The organism is Escherichia sp. MOD1-EC5990 (assembly GCF_002965285.1).
Classification (GTDB): Bacteria; Pseudomonadota; Gammaproteobacteria; order Enterobacterales; family Enterobacteriaceae; genus Escherichia; species Escherichia coli_F.
This window is the reverse complement of sequence record NZ_PTRV01000001.1, coordinates 380,846-398,949: the sequence shown is the minus strand read 5'-3', so window position 1 is coordinate 398,949 and position 18,104 is coordinate 380,846. Positions and strand designations below refer to the sequence as shown.

The following is an 18,104-nucleotide window of genomic DNA, read 5'->3' as shown; positions in this document are numbered from 1 at the left end:
ACTCCTTCAGGTAGCGACTCATGAGTAAACCGTTCAAACTGAATTCCGCTTTTAAACCTTCTGGCGATCAGCCAGAGGCGATTCGACGTCTCGAAGAGGGGCTGGAAGATGGCCTGGCGCACCAGACGTTGCTTGGCGTGACTGGCTCCGGGAAAACCTTCACCATTGCCAATGTCATTGCTGACCTTCAGCGCCCAACCATGGTACTGGCGCCCAACAAAACGCTGGCGGCCCAGCTGTACGGCGAAATGAAAGAGTTCTTCCCGGAAAACGCGGTGGAATATTTCGTCTCCTACTACGACTATTATCAGCCGGAAGCCTATGTACCGAGTTCCGACACCTTCATTGAGAAAGATGCCTCGGTAAACGAACATATCGAGCAGATGCGTTTGTCCGCCACCAAAGCGATGCTGGAGCGGCGTGATGTGGTTGTGGTGGCATCGGTTTCCGCGATTTATGGTCTGGGCGATCCTGATTTATATCTCAAGATGATGCTCCATCTTACGGTCGGTATGATTATCGATCAGCGCGCGATCCTGCGTCGACTGGCGGAGCTGCAATACACCCGGAATGATCAAGCCTTCCAGCGTGGCACTTTCCGCGTTCGTGGCGAGGTGATTGATATCTTCCCGGCAGAATCGGATGACATTGCACTTCGCGTGGAGCTGTTTGATGAGGAAGTTGAACGATTGTCGTTATTTGACCCGCTAACCGGGCAGATTGTCTCTACTATTCCACGTTTTACCATCTACCCGAAAACGCACTACGTCACGCCGCGCGAGCGCATCGTACAGGCGATGGAAGAGATCAAAGAAGAACTGGCCGCCAGACGCAAAGTGCTGTTGGAGAATAACAAACTGCTGGAAGAGCAGCGGCTGACCCAGCGTACCCAGTTTGATCTGGAGATGATGAACGAACTGGGATATTGCTCGGGCATTGAAAACTACTCACGCTTCCTCTCCGGCCGTGGACCAGGTGAGCCACCGCCGACGCTGTTTGATTACCTGCCTGCCGATGGGCTACTGGTCGTCGATGAATCTCACGTCACCATTCCACAAATTGGCGGTATGTATCGTGGTGACCGGGCGCGTAAAGAGACGCTGGTGGAGTACGGTTTCCGCCTACCATCAGCGCTGGATAACCGTCCGCTGAAGTTTGAAGAGTTCGAAGCATTAGCGCCACAAACCATCTATGTTTCGGCGACGCCGGGTAATTACGAGCTGGAAAAATCCGGTGGTGATGTGGTGGATCAGGTCGTACGTCCAACCGGATTGCTTGACCCGATTATCGAAGTGCGACCGGTGGCAACACAGGTTGATGATCTTCTTTCGGAGATTCGCCAGCGAGCGGCAATTAACGAGCGTGTACTGGTCACAACATTGACTAAGCGGATGGCGGAAGATCTTACGGAATATCTCGAAGAACACGGCGAGCGTGTGCGTTATCTTCACTCAGATATCGATACCGTCGAGCGCATGGAAATCATCCGCGACTTGCGTCTGGGTGAGTTCGACGTGCTGGTAGGGATCAACTTACTGCGCGAAGGTCTGGATATGCCGGAAGTTTCGCTGGTGGCGATCCTCGACGCCGACAAAGAAGGCTTCCTGCGTTCCGAACGTTCGTTGATCCAGACCATTGGTCGTGCGGCACGTAACGTTAACGGTAAAGCGATTCTCTACGGCGATAAGATCACCCCATCAATGGCGAAAGCGATTGGCGAAACCGAACGTCGCCGCGAGAAACAGCAGAAGTACAACGAGGAACACGGCATTACGCCGCAAGGCTTGAACAAGAAAGTGGTCGATATCCTGGCGCTGGGGCAGAACATTGCTAAAACCAAAGCGAAGGGCAGAGGAAAATCGCGACCGATTGTTGAGCCGGATAATGTGCCGATGGATATGTCGCCTAAAGCGTTGCAGCAGAAAATCCATGAACTGGAAGGGCTAATGATGCAACACGCGCAGAATCTGGAGTTCGAAGAAGCGGCGCAAATTCGTGACCAGTTGCATCAGCTGCGTGAATTGTTCATTGCGGCTTCGTGATGTTGGAGATGGGAAAATGCTCGGTTTCGCTTGTTATGTTCAAAAGCAGTTAACATGCATAGTGCAGTTACACTGGTGAAAAAGGAAGCGTACCAGAGTTGCAAGCGGCTCTGGTACGTTGATGTGCTAAACTAAAACTCATTACTTATTTACGTTATTCATAAAATTTGGCATGTTTTGAATGGTTGCGTTAATACAGAAAGATTTCTTTTTGTTCTCTGGGAAGTAGGATTTTCTGTATTTATTTTCTCTATGACGTCAATCAAGGCATTTGATATCTTAATATTTCCATTGTTAAATGCATATTTGATAAAGCTAAAATATTTATCATGGTCAGTGAGAATTAAATATGGTTTTCTTTTGTACATATCAGTAAGCTCGTTTAAATATTCTAATACGGTTTTATTCACATGCTCGATTGTTAACTCAGGCAATGCAAGTATTAATCTTGTTTCAAAGTCTTGAGTTTTGAAATTACATAATGGAAGACGTTTAATCAAATGGCTAAATAGATTTATTTTATTGATGCTTTCGGTATTCTGGTTTATTAAATAAAGTATGGTGTTGTAATAACTCACTCGTCCTTCGAATGTGCTGAAATCAATCATTTCTCGAAAAAGTTCATCGAAAATGAAAACGTTTTCTGGCGATACTCTGTACAGTTCACTAAGCATTTGAAATGTCAACCCATCTAAAGGTATTCTAAGTTGATACTCTGGTTCACCAGGAACTCTTAACTTATAATAATCACATAATCTGTTTACTTTAGTATCCTGAAATAATTTTAAAAGAAAGGTTGAGTAATCTGAAAGATTAATTCCGGAGAGGCAGTATGCATGACCCAATTTAGTTATGAATTGAAATTTATCTTCAATGTCAGGAATGTTTGTAACTAAATTTAACAGTTCAGTTAATTGTTTTGGCATATCTTCTTTATAGGCTGATTCAATAGTAAAATATAGTGATATAATATCGCTCCCTTTTATTTCAGGTAATGCTTTGAATAAATGGGTATAGAGTTCAATCTTAATTTTTATATTAGAAAATCTTAGCTTCTCCAGGAAATCCTTTAAGTTAATCTTGATTTTAATAGCTAGATTTTCAAGATAAGAAATAAATAAAATAATACCTCTTATTTTGTCTTCATCATTATTAAAATGATTGATTATTTCCAGGAATGAGTTTTGTAAGTGTGGTTCTGATAATAACATCTCTTTTTTAAAAGAAAAGACATAATTGTTAGCGATATCAAGTAAAAAATGTAAATTGCACGGTTCGTAAAAGCAGGGATCATCTATCGATTGAGTAAAAATATTCTGAATAATGAAACTTATGGCCTCTTTATTATGAATTTTATTTAGAGCGTTTTTATATATTTCAATTAGTAGTGTGTTATTGTTTGTTATATATTGTATTAGGGCTGCTTTAAAGAGGTTTGCAAACAAAGGTATATTTGCGAATATTCTGTTATATTCACTTTCAAATAACTGTCCCATAACTAATAATGTGTCTAAACTTTCCGAAAGCGGCATTCTTGATGTGTTTTCAATTAATAAATCATGTATTGTATTAATATTATTATGTAAACCATTTGATATATTCTGGTAGGTGCTGATATTATTATTTATATATGAACTTATAAACTGATTATTGAAATCATTTTCACGCCCGAGCTCTTTCCAGCGTGCAAATTCCTCATTAAATTTTTTTGCGCCATTATCAAACCATGAATGCAAAACTTTTGGGGGGCATTTTTCTGGAAATCTTTCCGGAAGACGGGGAGTGCATGATGTAAAAAATCTAGGGTGCATAATTATTTCCTTTTAATGTTAAAGTACTAAATTCGCCGCATAATAAGATAATCGTTGCTTTTTGAGGGTACTTACTTACTCAATCGTTTGTTATCAAATTGAGTAATTTTTTAAACAAGTAAAGATATTTTTCTATCAAAAATCGCTCATTTAGTCGGACAAAATTAATGTGTTAATGAAAGTTCGAAGTTAAGTGTGTTTAGATCCTTCTACGCAAGACATAACATGAGTCAAGTTTATCCAATGGACTCAATTTATATTAACGACAATACTCTTTATCTCAATTATCTTAAGTTTAATATAATGATAATGCATATATATTAATTGTTATAATTATAGGTGTAATTATTTAAAAGTTAATAAATAATATGCTTTTATTTGTGTAATCGGGAACAAGCCTATTTGAAATGAGCGATTTTTGATAGTAAATAAACTGTATTCAGGAAGACTGCAGCAATTAATTGTTTATCTGATGGAGGCAGCATGATGTTATCAGTTAATCATCGACAGTCATCTTTTGAAATTGATGAAAAGCGCGCAGAGCAATTGCTTCTTGCTGACAATGACCATGCTTTTTATATGAGTAAATGGGAGCGGCTTTTTGATGTGCTGCGATTCATTTTGGGTTTCGAAACGAAAAAAGATTTTTTAAGTAGAATGTATAATGATATCCATTCTCGCTATGGATTGTTTTTATCACCTTACCTTACCGATGAAAAAAAAGAATATAATAAAGAACGTAATGAGTTTTTGACCCTGAAAAATTTTTGTCCTCCGCACATGCATGAGCTTTTTAAGTGCAAGATAGAATTTTCAGACAGTGTGATGACAACAACTTATTTTATTGGAGATAAACCAGTCAGAACTCGACAACTAATTATTTTGCAGGATCCCAATGGGCGCTTTGATTTTTCGAGGCTCAATTTTGAAGATACTGAATTCGGTGAATCAAATTTTTCTAACGTTAATTTTAATGATGCTAATATGAAGAGAGCAACACTCATGGATTGCAAATTGAGCGGTGCTAGTTTTGTAAGGACAGATCTAACAGAAGCCAAGGGTTGTGCAGATTTTTCAGGATGTTATATGGAGTATGCCATATTGAATGGCGCACAGTTTGAAAATAGTTCATTCAAGAATGCCACTTTATTTTCCTGTGATGTTGCTGGTACGAATATGTCGGGGGTAAATTTTGAATACGCAACTATAGAGAGAGGTGACTTTAGTACTTGTATTTTAAAAAATATAGTGTTGCGTGAAGCGAAAATAATAAAAATGCATACGGGATCTATGCGGAAATTTTTCTTTGACGATACTCCTCCATTACAAGATTTAATCAGGGTTGATATATGTAAAGCAAAAGAACATATCCAGAAAATTTATCAAATCTTTGAAGATATCTCTGAAGATTCAATGCCTGAAATAAAAAAAATCCTCGCCAACGAACTGAGTACAAAAAATTGTATCTATGACCTTGCAAAATTAAAAAAGGATGTATCAGAAATTAATTGCTTAGCAAAATACTATACGTCTAACAGACCACCAGAGGGATTAAATGATATATTGCAAAATGATGATATAAATATATTTGATAACTTTATTTTGTCATTAATTACAGTTGATTGCTGTATCTCTTCTTCTTTTTTGTTTAATCTTAGTGAAGAGAGGATTAATTATTATTTAGATCGCTTTACAGAACAACCTACATTAATGTTATCATTTAGTACTGCATATGTAATGATGACTGACCTGGCACTAAAAAGTAAAAATAATATATTGGCAGAAAAAGCATATAATATTTATAAAACATATTTACAACATAAGGATGTTAAACCTTATACTGAAGGAAATGATTATCCAGACTTCTCGGAATGGCGTAAACAACAAGATCATGATGATGCTTGGTACGTATTGTTTTCAGCACAGCAAAATAATCGTGCAATGCGTCTTTCATCTAATGCCTTAAATAAAATGTTGGATACCACTATTAAAAATAAGGACTGGGACCATTTTTATCTATATGCAGCACCAGAACAAGTGTGCTCGCTTGCAGATATTAATCTTAATACCGTATTGATGACCGAATTCCCAGTGTTTTCCTACCCATGGAAACGGTCACAACATAATATTTTATTAAAAAATTATCTCAAAATCCTTCAGCTTGGTGATCTATACGAACCATTTGTCACTGCATCACAAAGTTGTTGTTCTCAAACCAAAATGGATGGTATTGATGAACAAATAAAATTAAATGAAATTTTTGCGCCTCTTATGAAACTCATAGATAATTACTCATTGCAGGCGCAATCTATAGAAGGTGCGGGTTATGAAATGTTAAGTAAAAATAAAAAGATAAAACAAAAAAAGAATGTTAGCGAACTAGTGAAGTATAAGTCTTGTTTAAATATTAAGGGAAACCATTATAAAGATTTAATGAAGGCTTGCAGAATGGAAAATGCAAATAAAACGGAACAAGCAATGCTTCTGATAAGTTTTGCTGTCGTGTTCGCAAGATATTCTTCAGCTTCAAGTTTAGGAACGGAATACAATTCTCCGCAAATCCTCAGAGTTTACTCTGCTGCTCTTTTACTAAAAGCATATGAACTGGAAAACTCGATTGTTGAATCTGAAGCTCTGGATAACTGGTTAACGGTACTACTGGGATTAGGCTCTGGTTTAAATTGCACGGCCATTTTATCAAAAAATATAGCAGATTATACTCGTTCTCATCGTATTGATAAATATTTAGATTCGGTGGCTCCCAAAGCATGGGGATTATAACATTTTTAGAATAGTCATGGCACAAGAAACATCAAGAAGCAAAACTAAATTCCAGAAAGTGGAAAGATAAATGAGCTGCTAACAATGGGGTTGTGCCAAAAAAAGGTGACTATGGCCTTCTATAATTTAAAACGCCATAGTCACAGTCGTATTTTTCTGCCCCCGGCACAGGCGCTTAACCTAGTGCCTGTAATGCCTTTTCCAGTGCGTTATGCAGCAACTGGCGGTCATGACGATAAGGAATATCGCTGGCCTCCAGTACTTCCTGAATCACAATTCTGTTGTTAACTGCGGATACATCAGCTTTCGGTCCAACAACTACCGCATCAATCACTTTTTTACCAACATACTGCTCCATAATCGCCAGCTTATTTTCCAGCTTGAGATTTGCAGCAGGCAGGCTTAATTCTCGCCCCAAATTACCGATATACACCATCGGGGCAGGCGTTCGGCGTAATGCCTGAGCCATTTCCTTGAGCAGCAGAATGGGCATAAGACTAGTATAAAAACTCCCTGGCCCAATAATGATCAGATCCGCCTCATTAATCGCCAGCACCGCTTCACGTGTGGCAGGTACGTTGGGGGTTAAGAGTAGCTCCTGTATCGGCGCGGTGAGCTGGTCAATATTGACCTCGCCGTATACTTCATGCCCCTGATCGTCAATCGCCATTAAATCAACAGGATGCTCCGACATCGGAATCAAATGTGCGTCCACTTTCAACAGATTGCGAATCAGATTAATCGCTTCAAGAGGCCGCACGCTAAGGTGATCCAGTGCCTTCAACATCAGGTTTCCAAGGTTGTGGCCGGAAAGTTCGCCATTACCGCCGAAACGATATTCAAACATTGCGGAAGCGACGCTGGGTTCCGTTATCAACTGGTTAAGGCAATTGCGCATATCGCCCCAGGCAATTCCACCTTCTGAGCGGCGAATACGCCCCGTCGAGCCACCGTTATCCGTGGTGGTCACGATACCCGTTAAACGAGAACCCAAAGACGAAAGTGATGAGAGAACGCGTCCCAGTCCATGCCCTCCGCCGAGAGCAACGACACGATCAAGGTCAGCCAACGTACGATTGCGCATTATAGTTTCCTGGAGTCAGATTTTCCGCGCTACAGTAGCGCAAATTGCGGGGAAACAGCAATTAACCTGCCAATATTGAGGATACAAACTATTTTCTTCTACCTCTAAAGGACGATGTACGCTATGCATCCGTGATGATGTATATCAAAGTAAAACCGCTATTTTCCCTTATTCTGTAGCGAAATAGCACGATCATGACGCTATATATATGATTACATAGCGAAAGTGTGGATGGTAAAAATCACATTTACACGCTAGTATCGGCTTAACCACTAAACACTCTAGCCTCTGCACCTGGGTCAACTGATACGGTGCTTTGGCCGTGACAATGCTTACAAAGATTGCCACCAGGGCGAAGGAAGAAATGACTTCGCCTCCCGTATCTGGAAAGGTGTACATGGCTTCACAACTGACTGATGCATTTGCGCGTAAGTTTTACTACTTGCGCCTGTCGATTACCGATGTGTGTAACTTCCGTTGCACCTACTGCCTGCCGGATGGCTACAAACCGAGCGGCGTCACCAATAAAGGCTTTCTTACCGTCGATGAAATTCGCCGGGTTACGCGCGCCTTCGCCAGTCTGGGCACCGAAAAAGTCCGTCTGACGGGCGGAGAGCCGTCTTTGCGTCGCGACTTTACCGATATCATCGCCGCTGTGCGAGAAAACGACGCTATTCGCCAGATAGCGGTCACCACCAATGGTTACCGTCTGGAACGCGACGTGGCGAACTGGCGTGATGCTGGTCTTACTGGTATCAACGTTAGTGTCGATAGCCTCGACGCTCGCCAGTTTCAGGCTATTACCGGACAGGATAAATTCAACCAGGTCATGGCAGGGATCGATGCTGCATTTGAGGCCGGTTTTGAGAAGGTCAAAGTCAATACCGTGCTGATGCGTGATGTTAATCATCATCAGCTCGACACCTTTCTGAACTGGATCCAGCATCGCCCTATCCAGCTGCGTTTCATCGAACTGATGGAAACGGGCGAGGGCAGCGAGCTCTTCCGTAAGCATCACATCTCTGGTCAGGTTCTGCGTGACGAGTTACTGCGTCGCGGCTGGATCCACCAATTACGTCAACGCAGCGACGGTCCCGCGCAAGTCTTTTGTCATCCGGATTACGCCGGAGAGATTGGCCTTATCATGCCGTATGAAAAAGACTTCTGCGCCACTTGCAACCGCCTGCGCGTCTCCTCCATTGGTAAACTCCATCTCTGCCTGTTCGGTGAAGGCGGCGTTAACCTGCGCGATCTGCTGGAAGACGATACCCAGCAACAGGCGCTGGAAGCGCGTATTTCAGCGGCGCTGCGGGAGAAGAAACAGACCCATTTCCTGCATCAAAATAACACCGGTATTACGCAAAACTTATCGTACATTGGCGGCTAAAACGTCAAAAGGAGAGATCAGATGAGTCAGGTAAGCACTGAATTTATCCCGACCCGTATTGCTATTCTTACGGTTTCTAATCGTCGCGGTGAAGAAGACGATACCTCCGGTCACTATCTGCGCGATTCGGCGCAAGAAGCGGGCCATCACGTTGTCGATAAAGCCATTGTGAAAGAAAACCGCTACGCTATTCGCGCTCAGGTATCTGCGTGGATCGCCAGCGACGATGTACAAGTGGTGTTGATTACGGGGGGTACTGGCCTGACGGAAGGTGATCAGGCTCCCGAAGCACTGCTGCCGTTGTTCGACCGTGAAGTTGAAGGTTTTGGTGAAGTGTTCCGGATGTTGTCGTTCGAAGAGATTGGCACCTCAACGTTGCAATCTCGTGCGGTAGCGGGCGTCGCTAACAAAACGCTAATTTTCGCCATGCCCGGTTCAACCAAAGCGTGCCGTACCGCCTGGGAAAATATCATCGCACCGCAGCTGGATGCCCGTACGCGTCCGTGTAATTTCCATCCACATTTGAAGAAATAAGTATGTCGCAACTGACTCATATCAACGCCGCTGGCGAAGCGCACATGGTGGATGTTTCCGCCAAAGCGGAAACCGTGCGTGAAGCGCGCGCCGAAGCCTTTGTCACCATGCGCAGCGAGACGCTGGCGATGATCATTGATGGTCGCCACCACAAAGGCGACGTATTTGCCACTGCGCGTATTGCCGGTATTCAGGCAGCAAAACGCACATGGGATTTGATCCCGCTTTGTCATCCGCTGATGCTCAGTAAAGTTGAAGTCAATTTGCAGGCCGAGCCGGAGCACAATCGGGTGCGTATAGAAACCTTATGCCGCCTGACCGGGAAAACCGGCGTTGAAATGGAAGCGTTAACCGCGGCCTCGGTGGCGGCGCTGACCATTTATGACATGTGCAAAGCGGCGCAAAAAGATATGGTAATTGGTCCGGTACGTTTGCTGGCGAAGAGCGGCGGCAAGTCAGGTGACTTTAAGGTGGAAGCGGATGATTAAAGTTCTTTTTTTCGCCCAGGTGCGCGAGTTGGTGGGAACAGATGCAACCGAAGCGGCTGCGGATTTCCCAACCGTAGAAGCGTTACGCCAGCACCTGGCTGTACAGAGCGATCGTTGGGCGCTGGCGCTGGAAGATGGCAAATTGCTGGCTGCTGTCAACCAGACGCTGGTGAGTTTTGACCATCCGCTGACTGACGGCGACGAAGTGGCTTTCTTCCCGCCGGTAACCGGAGGTTAAGATGGCAGAAACCAAAATTGTTGTCGGCCCGCAGCCATTCAGCGTAGGAGAAGAGTATCCGTGGCTGGCTGAGCGTGACGAAGACGGTGCGGTAGTCACCTTTACCGGTAAGGTGCGCAACCATAACCTTGGCGACAGCGTCAAAGCATTAACCCTCGAACACTATCCGGGGATGACTGAAAAAGCACTGGCAGAAATTGTCGATGAAGCGCGTAACCGCTGGCCGCTGGGGCGCGTCACGGTGATTCACCGCATCGGGGAATTATGGCCGGGCGATGAAATCGTTTTTGTCGGCGTCACCAGTGCGCATCGTAGCAGTGCGTTTGAAGCCGGGCAGTTTATTATGGACTATCTCAAAACCCGCGCACCGTTCTGGAAGCGCGAAGCCACGCCGGAAGGCGACCGCTGGGTTGAAGCCCGGGAGAGCGATCAGCAGGCGGCAAAACGCTGGTAGTTTTTTGTTAGCCGGATAAGGCACCGCTGCGTCCGGCAATTTCACCACTCAGTACATGCGTTTACGCTGCGTCGATGCACAGCCTCATCATTTGCAGTATCCTTAAGATATTCCTTATATCTTCAGGAGATCGTCATGGACAGATTCCCACGTTCTGATTCAATCGTACAACCCCGGGCTGGCTTGCAAACTTATATGGCGCAAGTCTATGGCTGGATGACCGTTGGCTTGTTGCTGACCGCATTTGTTGCCTGGTATGCGGCTAATTCTGCGGCCGTGATGGAGCTATTGTTCACTAACCGTGTTTTTTTAATCGGTCTGATCATCGCGCAATTAGCACTGGTTATTGTGTTATCAGCGATGATTCAAAAGCTGAGCGCAGGTGTAACGACGATGCTCTTTATGCTTTATTCGGCGCTGACGGGTCTTACGCTTTCCAGTATTTTCATTGTCTATACTGCTGCTTCTATCGCCAGTACTTTCGTCGTTACTGCCGGGATGTTCGGCGCAATGAGCCTGTACGGTTACACCACCAAACGTGATCTAAGCGGCTTTGGCAATATGCTGTTTATGGCGTTAATCGGCATTGTGCTGGCATCGCTGGTCAACTTCTGGCTGAAAAGCGAAGCATTGATGTGGGCAGTTACCTATATCGGCGTGATTGTCTTTGTCGGATTGACGGCGTATGACACTCAGAAATTGAAAAATATGGGTGAGCAGATTGATACCCGCGACACGTCAAATCTGCGCAAATATTCCATTCTTGGCGCGTTAACCTTATATCTGGACTTCATCAACCTGTTCCTGATGTTGTTGAGGATCTTCGGCAACCGCCGTTAATTCTTTTTCACCATCAATATCCCGGCCATGTGTCGGGATTTTTTTCGGATTTTATAAAGACTATTCCGCTCATTTACATGAGAACTGAATCGCCGCAAATGCCAGACTATGTCCACTACGCAATTTCAGGGGCAGATAACGCAATTGAACAGACGATCCACTGCTACTCAATTACAGCAAAAAAGCGCTTCGCTCAGCAAAATGCTGTTCCTAATTTGGTGGTTAACAGCTGCTGGAGTATGGGCTACGGCAGGCTGTGCCTGGATATTTCAGCACTTGCATTGGGTTGCTTCACTAGAATCTCCAGGCGCGTTTGTCTTCGCTTTATCTGCGCTGATAATAATTGGTTTCTGGTTAAACGATGCCCTGAAAAGGCTCGAGGCATCAGGCGCATGTCTGGTCTATCTGCTAATAATCCTACTTAATGGCTTTCTCTTCTCCAGACTTTTTACCTTTTCGAGCATAGCGAGGGTAATGGGAATTACGGGAGGGATGTTTGCCGCTATGGCGCTAATATGCTGTTGTATTAATAGGGTTATCCCACCAGTAAGACAGTTATGTTTATATATCTTCTGTGGTTTGAGTATTGCTTTTGTTGTTAACCTGATTCTTACCAGCAGTTTTTCCGTATGGTTAGCGAGTATTTTGACTGTCGTTATCTGGGGCGTTACGGCTGCCTGTGAAGCAACAACACTGGAAGATTTGATCCGTGTTGCCGACAACTCTGAATTTTCAGGTGTTCTTCGCTGTATTGTTGTAGGGGCAATAACACTCTATTTCAGTATCCTAAGCGTCCTTTTTAGACTTGCTGTAACGGTTCTTGACTTTATTAATGGTTTAGTGTGGTAGCGTGAATTGATGAGTTTTTTGCGTTAATTGCAATAGATATTGATATTCAACTTAAGGATATAAAAATAATGAAATCGTACTCATCAAAAAACATAACTAATGATTTTCAGTACGAGGCCAGGATATTAAATGCCATATGGCTCATTACCGCTGTCGGTTTGGCGGCAACCGCAGGACTGGCCTGGATAGCTAATTATCTCGAAATTACGGCAACCAAATATGATTCACCACCAATGTATGTTGTCATAGGATTATTATTACTTTGTATGTATGGCTTAAGTAAAGATATCAACAAGATAAATGCCGCCATCGCAGGCGTAATGTATCTGTTTTTAATCTCTTTGGTGGCGATTGTCGTTGCTATTTTAGCTCCTGTATCTGCCATTATCCTTGTGTTCAGCACTGCGGGCGCGATGTTTTTAATCAGTATGCTGGCCAGTTTATTATTTAATGTTGATCCTGGTTCTCACCGTTTCATCATTATGATGACGTTGACAGGGTTGGCCCTAGTGATCATCGTGAATACCGCATTAATGAGTGAACGGCCTGTTTGGGTAATAAGTTGCTTAATGATTGTCTTATGGTCAGGCATTATCTCGCATGGACGAAATAAGCTCCTTGAACTGACAGGAAAAAGCCATAGTGAAGAATTATGGAGTCCGGTTCGTTGTGCTTTTATAGGTGCATTAACACTCTATTACTATTTTATCGGCTTCTTTGGGATTCTTGCCGCTATAGCTATAACGCTTGTCTGGCAAAGGCATACGCGGTTTTTTCATTAGCCGTAAAAAATAGATAAGTTTCTCTTTTTGGAAAATGCGTGTTAATCGTTTTTATATAACCTCATGAATAAAATCCTGAAGAAATGTAATGAGGCTGATCCATTATGCTTAGCTGGTACTGACTGGAATTGTAAACTATTAACTTAGTCCGGTTTTGTAGGGTGGATAAGGCGTTCACGCCGCATCCGCCATGAATAAATAGCACTTTGCTAACAATCTGCACAAACCAAAAGAACTTAACTGAACTTCACATTGCCGCTTCATTTTTCGCCCGTAGCTTCTTCGCCTGGCTTTCCAGCAACAGGTAACAGATCAGCGCTAGCAGCAGTGGGATAAAGTAATACAGAACACGGTAAGCGAGCAGGGCGGCGATAATCGTTCCTTTTGATGTATGTTCCCCTGCCAGTAGCGCAATAAGCACTGCTTCCAGCACCCCAATTCCTGCTGGAATATGCACAATTACGCCGGCAATACTGCTTACCAGCAACACGCCCAGTACAAAGAAATAGTTCACGTTTTGACCCAGCAACAGCCAGATAATCGCTCCCATTACCATCCAGTTAACGCTGGAAATCAGCATCTGGGCGAGGGCGAATTTCCATGAAGGCAGCACCAGCTTTTGCCCTTTGATGGTCATATGGCGGTGCTTCGCGAAAGCGCAAAACCACAAATAAACCGCGATAATCATCAGTAAGCCAATGCCGAGAATGCGCAGCGTGGTTTGATCGACATACCAGTGGTCCGGCAGCTCCACCACGCCTGCGGTAAAGATAATCCCGGCCAGCAAAATATAGCCCAGCCAGTTGGTGGTAATACTGAGCGAGAAAATCCGCGTAATAGTGCTGCCCGGTAACCCTAGCCGGGAGTACAAACGATAGCGCATACCAATGCCGCCGACCCAGGTACTGAGCGTCAGATTGAAGGCGTAGCAGATAAACGACACCAGCATCACCTGGCGCTTCGCCAGTTTGTGACCGCAGTAGAAACGGGCGAGCAGGTCGTAGCAGCCATATATCAGATAGCTGACGACCACCAGCCCAATCGCACTGAGCAACGCAACGCGATTGTAATCGCGGATGACCTTCCAGACCTCTTCCCAGTCTACCTTTTTGGCGTAGATCACCAGCAACACAATCACTGCGATAAAAAATAGCCAGGTGAGGATCTTCTTTGCTAAGCGCCAGCGTGGGTGTGATTTACTCATCAGGGTTTTACCCCCGTGTTTTCAGTTTCTACCCGATCCTGCGTTTCCATTGTCGGTTGTGCGGGGGGATCAACCTGCGCCAGCCGCGGCGTGTGCGCCGGAAGCCAGCCCACCAGCGCCGGGAAGTGGCGTAAAAAATGGAATGCCAGCACGCTTTTGGTCAGGTTCCACCAGGTGCGTTTCGGCAGCATGGTTTCATCCACTTGTTGACAGTCGGCGGCGATGATGCCGTTCAGATTATCGCGTAGCGTCTGGTTAAAATTACGATCGTGGATGATGACGTTTGCTTCGAGATTTAGCGACAAACTGAGCGGATCGAGATTACTGGACCCTACCGTCGCCCAGTGATCGTCCATCAATGCCACTTTACCGTGGAGCGGGCGGCGGCGGTACTCAAATACCTGAACGCCGCCTTTAACCAGATAGTTGTACAGTAAACGCGCGCCGACTCTGACAATGGGCATATCCGGTTCGCCCTGAATGATCAGTTTGATCCGCACCCCGCGCCGTGCCGCTTTACGTAAGGCGTGCAAAAATCGATAGCCAGGAAAGAAGTAGGCGTTGGCGATAATCACTTCCCGCCGCGCCTGAGTGAGCATTTTCAGATAGTGGCGTTCGATATCATCGCGATGTTCTTCGTTATCGCGCCAAACCAATAATACCTGCGCTTCTCCCGGCTGGCGGTTTTCTTCCGCTTTGTGATGACGTCGCCACCAGCGTCGGGCCGCGCTCTGTCCTGGCAGGTTTTCCAGTTCAAACTGGAGAATATCTTCGACAATCGGCCCTTCAAGGCGCACTGCGTAATCCTGTTTAGCCTCTGGACCGTAGCTGGACATATGCTCGGCGGAGTAATTCAGCCCACCAATAAAGGCGATATGTGCGTCGATCACCACAATTTTGCGATGCATCCGGCGGAATACATTAGTACGCATACCGAACAGGCGAGGGCGGGGATCGTAATAACGAAATACCACGCCAGCCGCAGTCAGTTCATTGACAAACTCATCGCTGAGATCCGGTGAACCGTAGCCATCCAGCAAGACTTCCGCTTTTACCCCGCGTTGCGCTGCTGACAGTAGCGCCGCATGCAGCTGTTTGCCGACGTCATCCTCAAACCAGATAAACGTTTCAAGGATGATGCGTTCTTGTGCCTCGCCAATCGCCTTAAACACCGCGGGATAATATTGCTCGCCGTTTTCCAGCAACTGGATCTTATTGCCTTCACGCCAGCTACATTTCATAAATGAATCTCCGCACTTAAAGGGGCATGATCAGAAAGGTGTCGCCATGTCCGCAGCGGCAACGCGGTTGGCGCGCTGGCGCTGGCATTTTTGACGTAGATCCTGTCCAGTCGTAGTAGAGGAAATTGCACCGGAAACGTGCGCGCCGGGCGTCCGTGGGCGCGGGTAAATATCTCATCCAGTCCGGCCTGCACTTTTAACGGATGATTAGCTTTTTGCCGCCAGTCGTTGAAATCACCCGCCACTAATATCGGTTCGCCGTCCGGCAGCTCATTCACCCATTCAGCGAGCATCGCAAGCTGCGCCTGACGGTGCGCTTCACGCAGGCCCAGATGTACGCACATCACATGAATCGCTTTCCCGGTCATCGGCGGCACAATACGGCAGTAGAGCACGCCGCGCTTTTCCGCACCATCGATCGAAACATCACGATTCTCATAATGTTCAATGGGATAGCGTGACAGTACCGCATTTCCGTGATGCCCTTCGGGATACACCGCATTGCGACCGTAGGCAAAATCGCTCCACATAGTGTCGGCGAGAAACTCGTAGTGCGAGGTATCGGGCCAGTTTTCCACATGCAGCGGATGAACTTCGTGCGCGCCCATCACTTCCTGCAGGCAAACAATATCGGCGCTGACGGTACGCACGGCGTCGCGAAGTTCCGGCAAAATGAAGCGTCGGTTAAACGCGGTAAAGCCTTTGTGAATATTGATGGTGAGCACCTTGAACGAAAATTGTTGTGTTTGATCGGGCATAATTTTCCTGTCTTTGCCTCTTATCTCATTGAAATAGTGTAGTCGGCGTCACAAAAAGGTGCGGTCTTACGGAATTTTCCGTAAAGTTCGGTACTCTGAGTAAGTAGAGATAAATTCTTCAGGAGAGAAGCCATGAAGTGGCAACAACGTGTTCGTGTCGCAACGGGTCTAAGTTGCTGGCAGATTATGTTGCATTTACTGGTAGTGGCGCTGCTGGTGGTGGGCTGGATGAGTAAGACTCTGGTTCACGTCGGCGTGGGATTATGCGCACTGTATTGTGTCACGGTAGTGATGATGCTGGTGTTTCAGCGCCACCCCGAGCAACGCTGGCGTGAGGTGGCAGATGTGCTGGAAGAACTGACTACGACCTGGTATTTTGGCGCAGCGCTGATTGTGCTGTGGCTGTTGTCCCGCGTACTGGAAAACAACTTTTTGCTGGCAATTGCAGGGCTGGCAATCCTTGCTGGCCCAGCAGTAGTGTCTTTGCTGGCGAAAGATAAGAAGTTACATCACCTTACGTCTAAACATCGCGTACGCCGCTGACCCTGTCGTGGCCGTTATCACCAGTAGCGGCCACAAACTATTCCACACAATATCCAGACTCGCATCCTTCAAATAAATCTGCTTGGTAATGTCCGTAAAGTGGCGAATAGGGTTAATCCACGTCAGGTTTTGCAGCCACACTGGCATGTTCTCCACTGGCGAAACGTAACCGGAAAGGAGAATGGCGGGCATCATAAAGACAAACACGCCGATAAACGCCTGCTGTTGTGTTGAACAGAGTGATGAAATCAACAGACCGAATCCCACCAGCGATAAGCCGTAAATCACCATCGTAAAGTAGAACAGCGCCAGCGATCCGGCGAAGGGGATTTGATACGCCCAGATACCAATCGCCAGCACAATGGTTGCCTGAAACGTGGCGACAATTAACGCAGGTACGGCTTTGCCGATAAATATCTGCCAGGTGGTGAGGGGAGAAACCAGTAACTGATCGAGCGTACCCTGTTCACGTTCGCGGGCGACGGAAAGTGACGTGACGATCATCACGCCGATAGTGGTGATCATGGCGATCAGCGACGGCACCACAAACCATTTGTAGTCGAGATTCGGGTTGTACCAGTTGCGTACCACCAGCTCGCTGTTGTTGGGTTTCGGTTTTCCTTCCAGCAGCTCCTGCTGATAATTTTTGACGATCTGTTGCAGGTAGTTGGCGGCAATTTGCGCACTGTTGGAGTTGCGCCCGTCGAGGATCAACTGCAACGGCGCGGTCTGGAAGGTATCCAGTTTGCGCGAGAAGTCAGCCGGGAAACGCACCAGGAGTAATGCCTTTTGTGTGTCGATGGTTGGGCGGATCTCCTGTGGGCTTTTCAGTAGCAGCACATGGGTAAAGGCGCTGGCGCGGGCAAAACGTTGGGTCAGCTCCACCGAATGCTCGCCGTTATCTTCATCGTAGATGGCGATGGTGGCGTTAGTCACTTCCAGCGTGGCGGCGAACGGGAACAGAATCACCTGAATAAGCACAGGTAAAATCAGAATCGCGCGGGTTTGCGGTTCACGCAGCAACGACTGCAACTCTTTGCGGATTAACGTCCATAAGCGATGAAACAT

17 protein-coding genes and 1 riboswitch are annotated in these 18,104 nt (G+C 45.7%); of the genes, 11 read left to right on the top strand and 6 right to left on the bottom strand.

Annotated elements, in window-relative coordinates:
- Positions 1 to 20 precede the first annotated feature (20 nt).
- The gene (uvrB, locus tag BEB42_RS01970; protein WP_000042541.1) at positions 21 to 2,042 is read left to right on the top strand and encodes an excinuclease ABC subunit UvrB; all 2,022 of its coding nucleotides are present in this window, start codon (positions 21 to 23) and stop codon (positions 2,040 to 2,042) included.
- A gap of 158 nt (positions 2,043 to 2,200) precedes the next feature.
- Here uvrB and BEB42_RS01965 read toward each other — a convergent pair whose 3' ends face one another.
- The gene (locus BEB42_RS01965) at positions 2,201 to 3,853 is read right to left on the bottom strand and encodes a hypothetical protein (protein ID WP_000553521.1); all 1,653 of its coding nucleotides are present in this window, start codon (positions 3,851 to 3,853) and stop codon (positions 2,201 to 2,203) included.
- A 483-nt stretch (positions 3,854 to 4,336) separates the two neighbouring features.
- Between BEB42_RS01965 and BEB42_RS01960 the strand changes: the two genes are divergently transcribed.
- On the top strand, positions 4,337 to 6,634 hold the full coding sequence (locus BEB42_RS01960) for a pentapeptide repeat-containing protein (protein ID WP_105267131.1): 2,298 nt from the start codon (positions 4,337 to 4,339) through the stop codon (positions 6,632 to 6,634).
- Between the two features lie 175 nt (positions 6,635 to 6,809).
- Here BEB42_RS01960 and yvcK read toward each other — a convergent pair whose 3' ends face one another.
- Positions 6,810 to 7,718, bottom strand: a complete 909-nt coding sequence (yvcK, locus tag BEB42_RS01955) for a uridine diphosphate-N-acetylglucosamine-binding protein YvcK (protein WP_001246025.1) — start codon at positions 7,716 to 7,718, stop codon at positions 6,810 to 6,812.
- Positions 7,719 to 7,983: 265 nt separating this feature from the next.
- Positions 7,984 to 8,128: riboswitch (molybdenum cofactor riboswitch) on the top strand.
- Here yvcK and moaA point away from each other — a divergent pair.
- The 8 genes from moaA to BEB42_RS01915 all read left to right on the top strand — a co-directional run bounded on the left by moaA (position 8,116) and on the right by BEB42_RS01915 (position 13,290).
- The gene (gene moaA / locus BEB42_RS01950) at positions 8,116 to 9,105 is read left to right on the top strand and encodes a GTP 3',8-cyclase MoaA (protein ID WP_002432387.1); all 990 of its coding nucleotides are present in this window, start codon (positions 8,116 to 8,118) and stop codon (positions 9,103 to 9,105) included. Its footprint overlaps the riboswitch before it by 13 nt.
- A 21-nt stretch (positions 9,106 to 9,126) precedes the next feature.
- Positions 9,127 to 9,639 (top strand): molybdenum cofactor biosynthesis protein B, encoded by a 513-nt coding sequence (gene moaB, locus BEB42_RS01945; RefSeq protein ID WP_000084639.1) that lies wholly within the window; start codon positions 9,127 to 9,129, stop codon positions 9,637 to 9,639.
- A gap of 2 nt (positions 9,640 to 9,641) precedes the next feature.
- On the top strand, positions 9,642 to 10,127 hold the full coding sequence (gene moaC, locus BEB42_RS01940; protein WP_105267130.1) for a cyclic pyranopterin monophosphate synthase MoaC: 486 nt from the start codon (positions 9,642 to 9,644) through the stop codon (positions 10,125 to 10,127).
- Positions 10,120 to 10,365 (top strand): molybdopterin synthase sulfur carrier subunit, encoded by a 246-nt coding sequence (moaD, locus tag BEB42_RS01935; RefSeq protein ID WP_105267129.1) that lies wholly within the window; start codon positions 10,120 to 10,122, stop codon positions 10,363 to 10,365. The genes moaC and moaD overlap by 8 nt, the downstream gene beginning before the upstream one ends.
- Before the next feature lies 1 nt (position 10,366).
- Complete coding sequence (gene moaE / locus BEB42_RS01930; RefSeq protein ID WP_000852287.1) at positions 10,367 to 10,819, top strand: molybdopterin synthase catalytic subunit MoaE; 453 nt, start codon at positions 10,367 to 10,369, stop codon at positions 10,817 to 10,819.
- Between the two features lie 135 nt (positions 10,820 to 10,954).
- Positions 10,955 to 11,659: a Bax inhibitor-1/YccA family protein gene (locus BEB42_RS01925; protein ID WP_000373624.1), complete on the top strand. Its 705-nt coding sequence runs from the start codon at positions 10,955 to 10,957 to the stop codon at positions 11,657 to 11,659.
- Between the two features lie 108 nt (positions 11,660 to 11,767).
- Entirely contained in the window at positions 11,768 to 12,508 is a 741-nt protein-coding gene (locus tag BEB42_RS01920; protein ID WP_236942399.1) for a Bax inhibitor-1 family protein, read from the top strand.
- Between the two features lie 68 nt (positions 12,509 to 12,576).
- The gene (locus BEB42_RS01915; protein ID WP_105267128.1) at positions 12,577 to 13,290 is read left to right on the top strand and encodes a Bax inhibitor-1/YccA family protein; all 714 of its coding nucleotides are present in this window, start codon (positions 12,577 to 12,579) and stop codon (positions 13,288 to 13,290) included.
- 247 nt (positions 13,291 to 13,537) lie between these two features.
- Here the strand turns inward: BEB42_RS01915 and BEB42_RS01910 are convergent, their stop codons facing one another.
- Genes BEB42_RS01910 through BEB42_RS01900 form a run of 3 tightly spaced genes read right to left on the bottom strand, consistent with a single transcriptional unit; the run spans position 13,538 to position 16,493 of the window.
- Positions 13,538 to 14,494 (bottom strand): lysylphosphatidylglycerol synthase domain-containing protein, encoded by a 957-nt coding sequence (locus BEB42_RS01910; RefSeq protein WP_074501065.1) that lies wholly within the window; start codon positions 14,492 to 14,494, stop codon positions 13,538 to 13,540.
- Positions 14,494 to 15,735, bottom strand: a complete 1,242-nt coding sequence (gene clsB / locus BEB42_RS01905; protein ID WP_000650353.1) for a cardiolipin synthase ClsB — start codon at positions 15,733 to 15,735, stop codon at positions 14,494 to 14,496. The genes BEB42_RS01910 and clsB overlap by 1 nt, the downstream gene beginning before the upstream one ends.
- Positions 15,732 to 16,493, bottom strand: coding sequence for an endonuclease/exonuclease/phosphatase family protein (locus BEB42_RS01900; protein WP_001113341.1), 762 nt, complete (start codon positions 16,491 to 16,493; stop codon positions 15,732 to 15,734). The genes clsB and BEB42_RS01900 overlap by 4 nt, the downstream gene beginning before the upstream one ends.
- Positions 16,494 to 16,625: 132 nt before the next feature.
- Between BEB42_RS01900 and BEB42_RS01895 the strand changes: the two genes are divergently transcribed.
- Positions 16,626 to 17,036, top strand: coding sequence for a YbhQ family protein (locus tag BEB42_RS01895; RefSeq protein ID WP_000871982.1), 411 nt, complete (start codon positions 16,626 to 16,628; stop codon positions 17,034 to 17,036).
- On the opposite strand, the gene BEB42_RS01890 is transcribed toward BEB42_RS01895, so the two are convergent.
- A complete protein-coding gene (locus BEB42_RS01890) occupies positions 16,998 to 18,104 on the bottom strand; it encodes an ABC transporter permease (RefSeq protein WP_000469031.1) in 1,107 nt (368 codons plus the stop codon). The genes BEB42_RS01895 and BEB42_RS01890 overlap by 39 nt on opposite strands.

Bases quoted from the DNA above. Each gene is read 5' to 3' on its own strand.
- uvrB (WP_000042541.1), top strand. From the start codon at position 21: ATGAGTAAACCGTTCAAACTGAATTCCGCTTTTAAACCTTCTGGCGAT.
- BEB42_RS01965 (WP_000553521.1), bottom strand. From the start codon at position 3,853: ATGCACCCTAGATTTTTTACATCATGCACTCCCCGTCTTCCGGAAAGA.
- BEB42_RS01960 (WP_105267131.1), top strand. From the start codon at position 4,337: ATGATGTTATCAGTTAATCATCGACAGTCATCTTTTGAAATTGATGAA.
- yvcK (WP_001246025.1), bottom strand. From the start codon at position 7,718: ATGCGCAATCGTACGTTGGCTGACCTTGATCGTGTCGTTGCTCTCGGC.
- moaA (WP_002432387.1), top strand. From the start codon at position 8,116: ATGGCTTCACAACTGACTGATGCATTTGCGCGTAAGTTTTACTACTTG.
- moaB (WP_000084639.1), top strand. From the start codon at position 9,127: ATGAGTCAGGTAAGCACTGAATTTATCCCGACCCGTATTGCTATTCTT.
- moaC (WP_105267130.1), top strand. From the start codon at position 9,642: ATGTCGCAACTGACTCATATCAACGCCGCTGGCGAAGCGCACATGGTG.
- moaD (WP_105267129.1), top strand. From the start codon at position 10,120: ATGATTAAAGTTCTTTTTTTCGCCCAGGTGCGCGAGTTGGTGGGAACA.
- moaE (WP_000852287.1), top strand. From the start codon at position 10,367: ATGGCAGAAACCAAAATTGTTGTCGGCCCGCAGCCATTCAGCGTAGGA.
- BEB42_RS01925 (WP_000373624.1), top strand. From the start codon at position 10,955: ATGGACAGATTCCCACGTTCTGATTCAATCGTACAACCCCGGGCTGGC.
- BEB42_RS01920 (WP_236942399.1), top strand. From the start codon at position 11,768: ATGTCCACTACGCAATTTCAGGGGCAGATAACGCAATTGAACAGACGA.
- BEB42_RS01915 (WP_105267128.1), top strand. From the start codon at position 12,577: ATGAAATCGTACTCATCAAAAAACATAACTAATGATTTTCAGTACGAG.
- BEB42_RS01910 (WP_074501065.1), bottom strand. From the start codon at position 14,494: ATGAGTAAATCACACCCACGCTGGCGCTTAGCAAAGAAGATCCTCACC.
- clsB (WP_000650353.1), bottom strand. From the start codon at position 15,735: ATGAAATGTAGCTGGCGTGAAGGCAATAAGATCCAGTTGCTGGAAAAC.
- BEB42_RS01900 (WP_001113341.1), bottom strand. From the start codon at position 16,493: ATGCCCGATCAAACACAACAATTTTCGTTCAAGGTGCTCACCATCAAT.
- BEB42_RS01895 (WP_000871982.1), top strand. From the start codon at position 16,626: ATGAAGTGGCAACAACGTGTTCGTGTCGCAACGGGTCTAAGTTGCTGG.
- BEB42_RS01890 (WP_000469031.1), bottom strand. From the start codon at position 18,104: ATGTTTCATCGCTTATGGACGTTAATCCGCAAAGAGTTGCAGTCGTTG.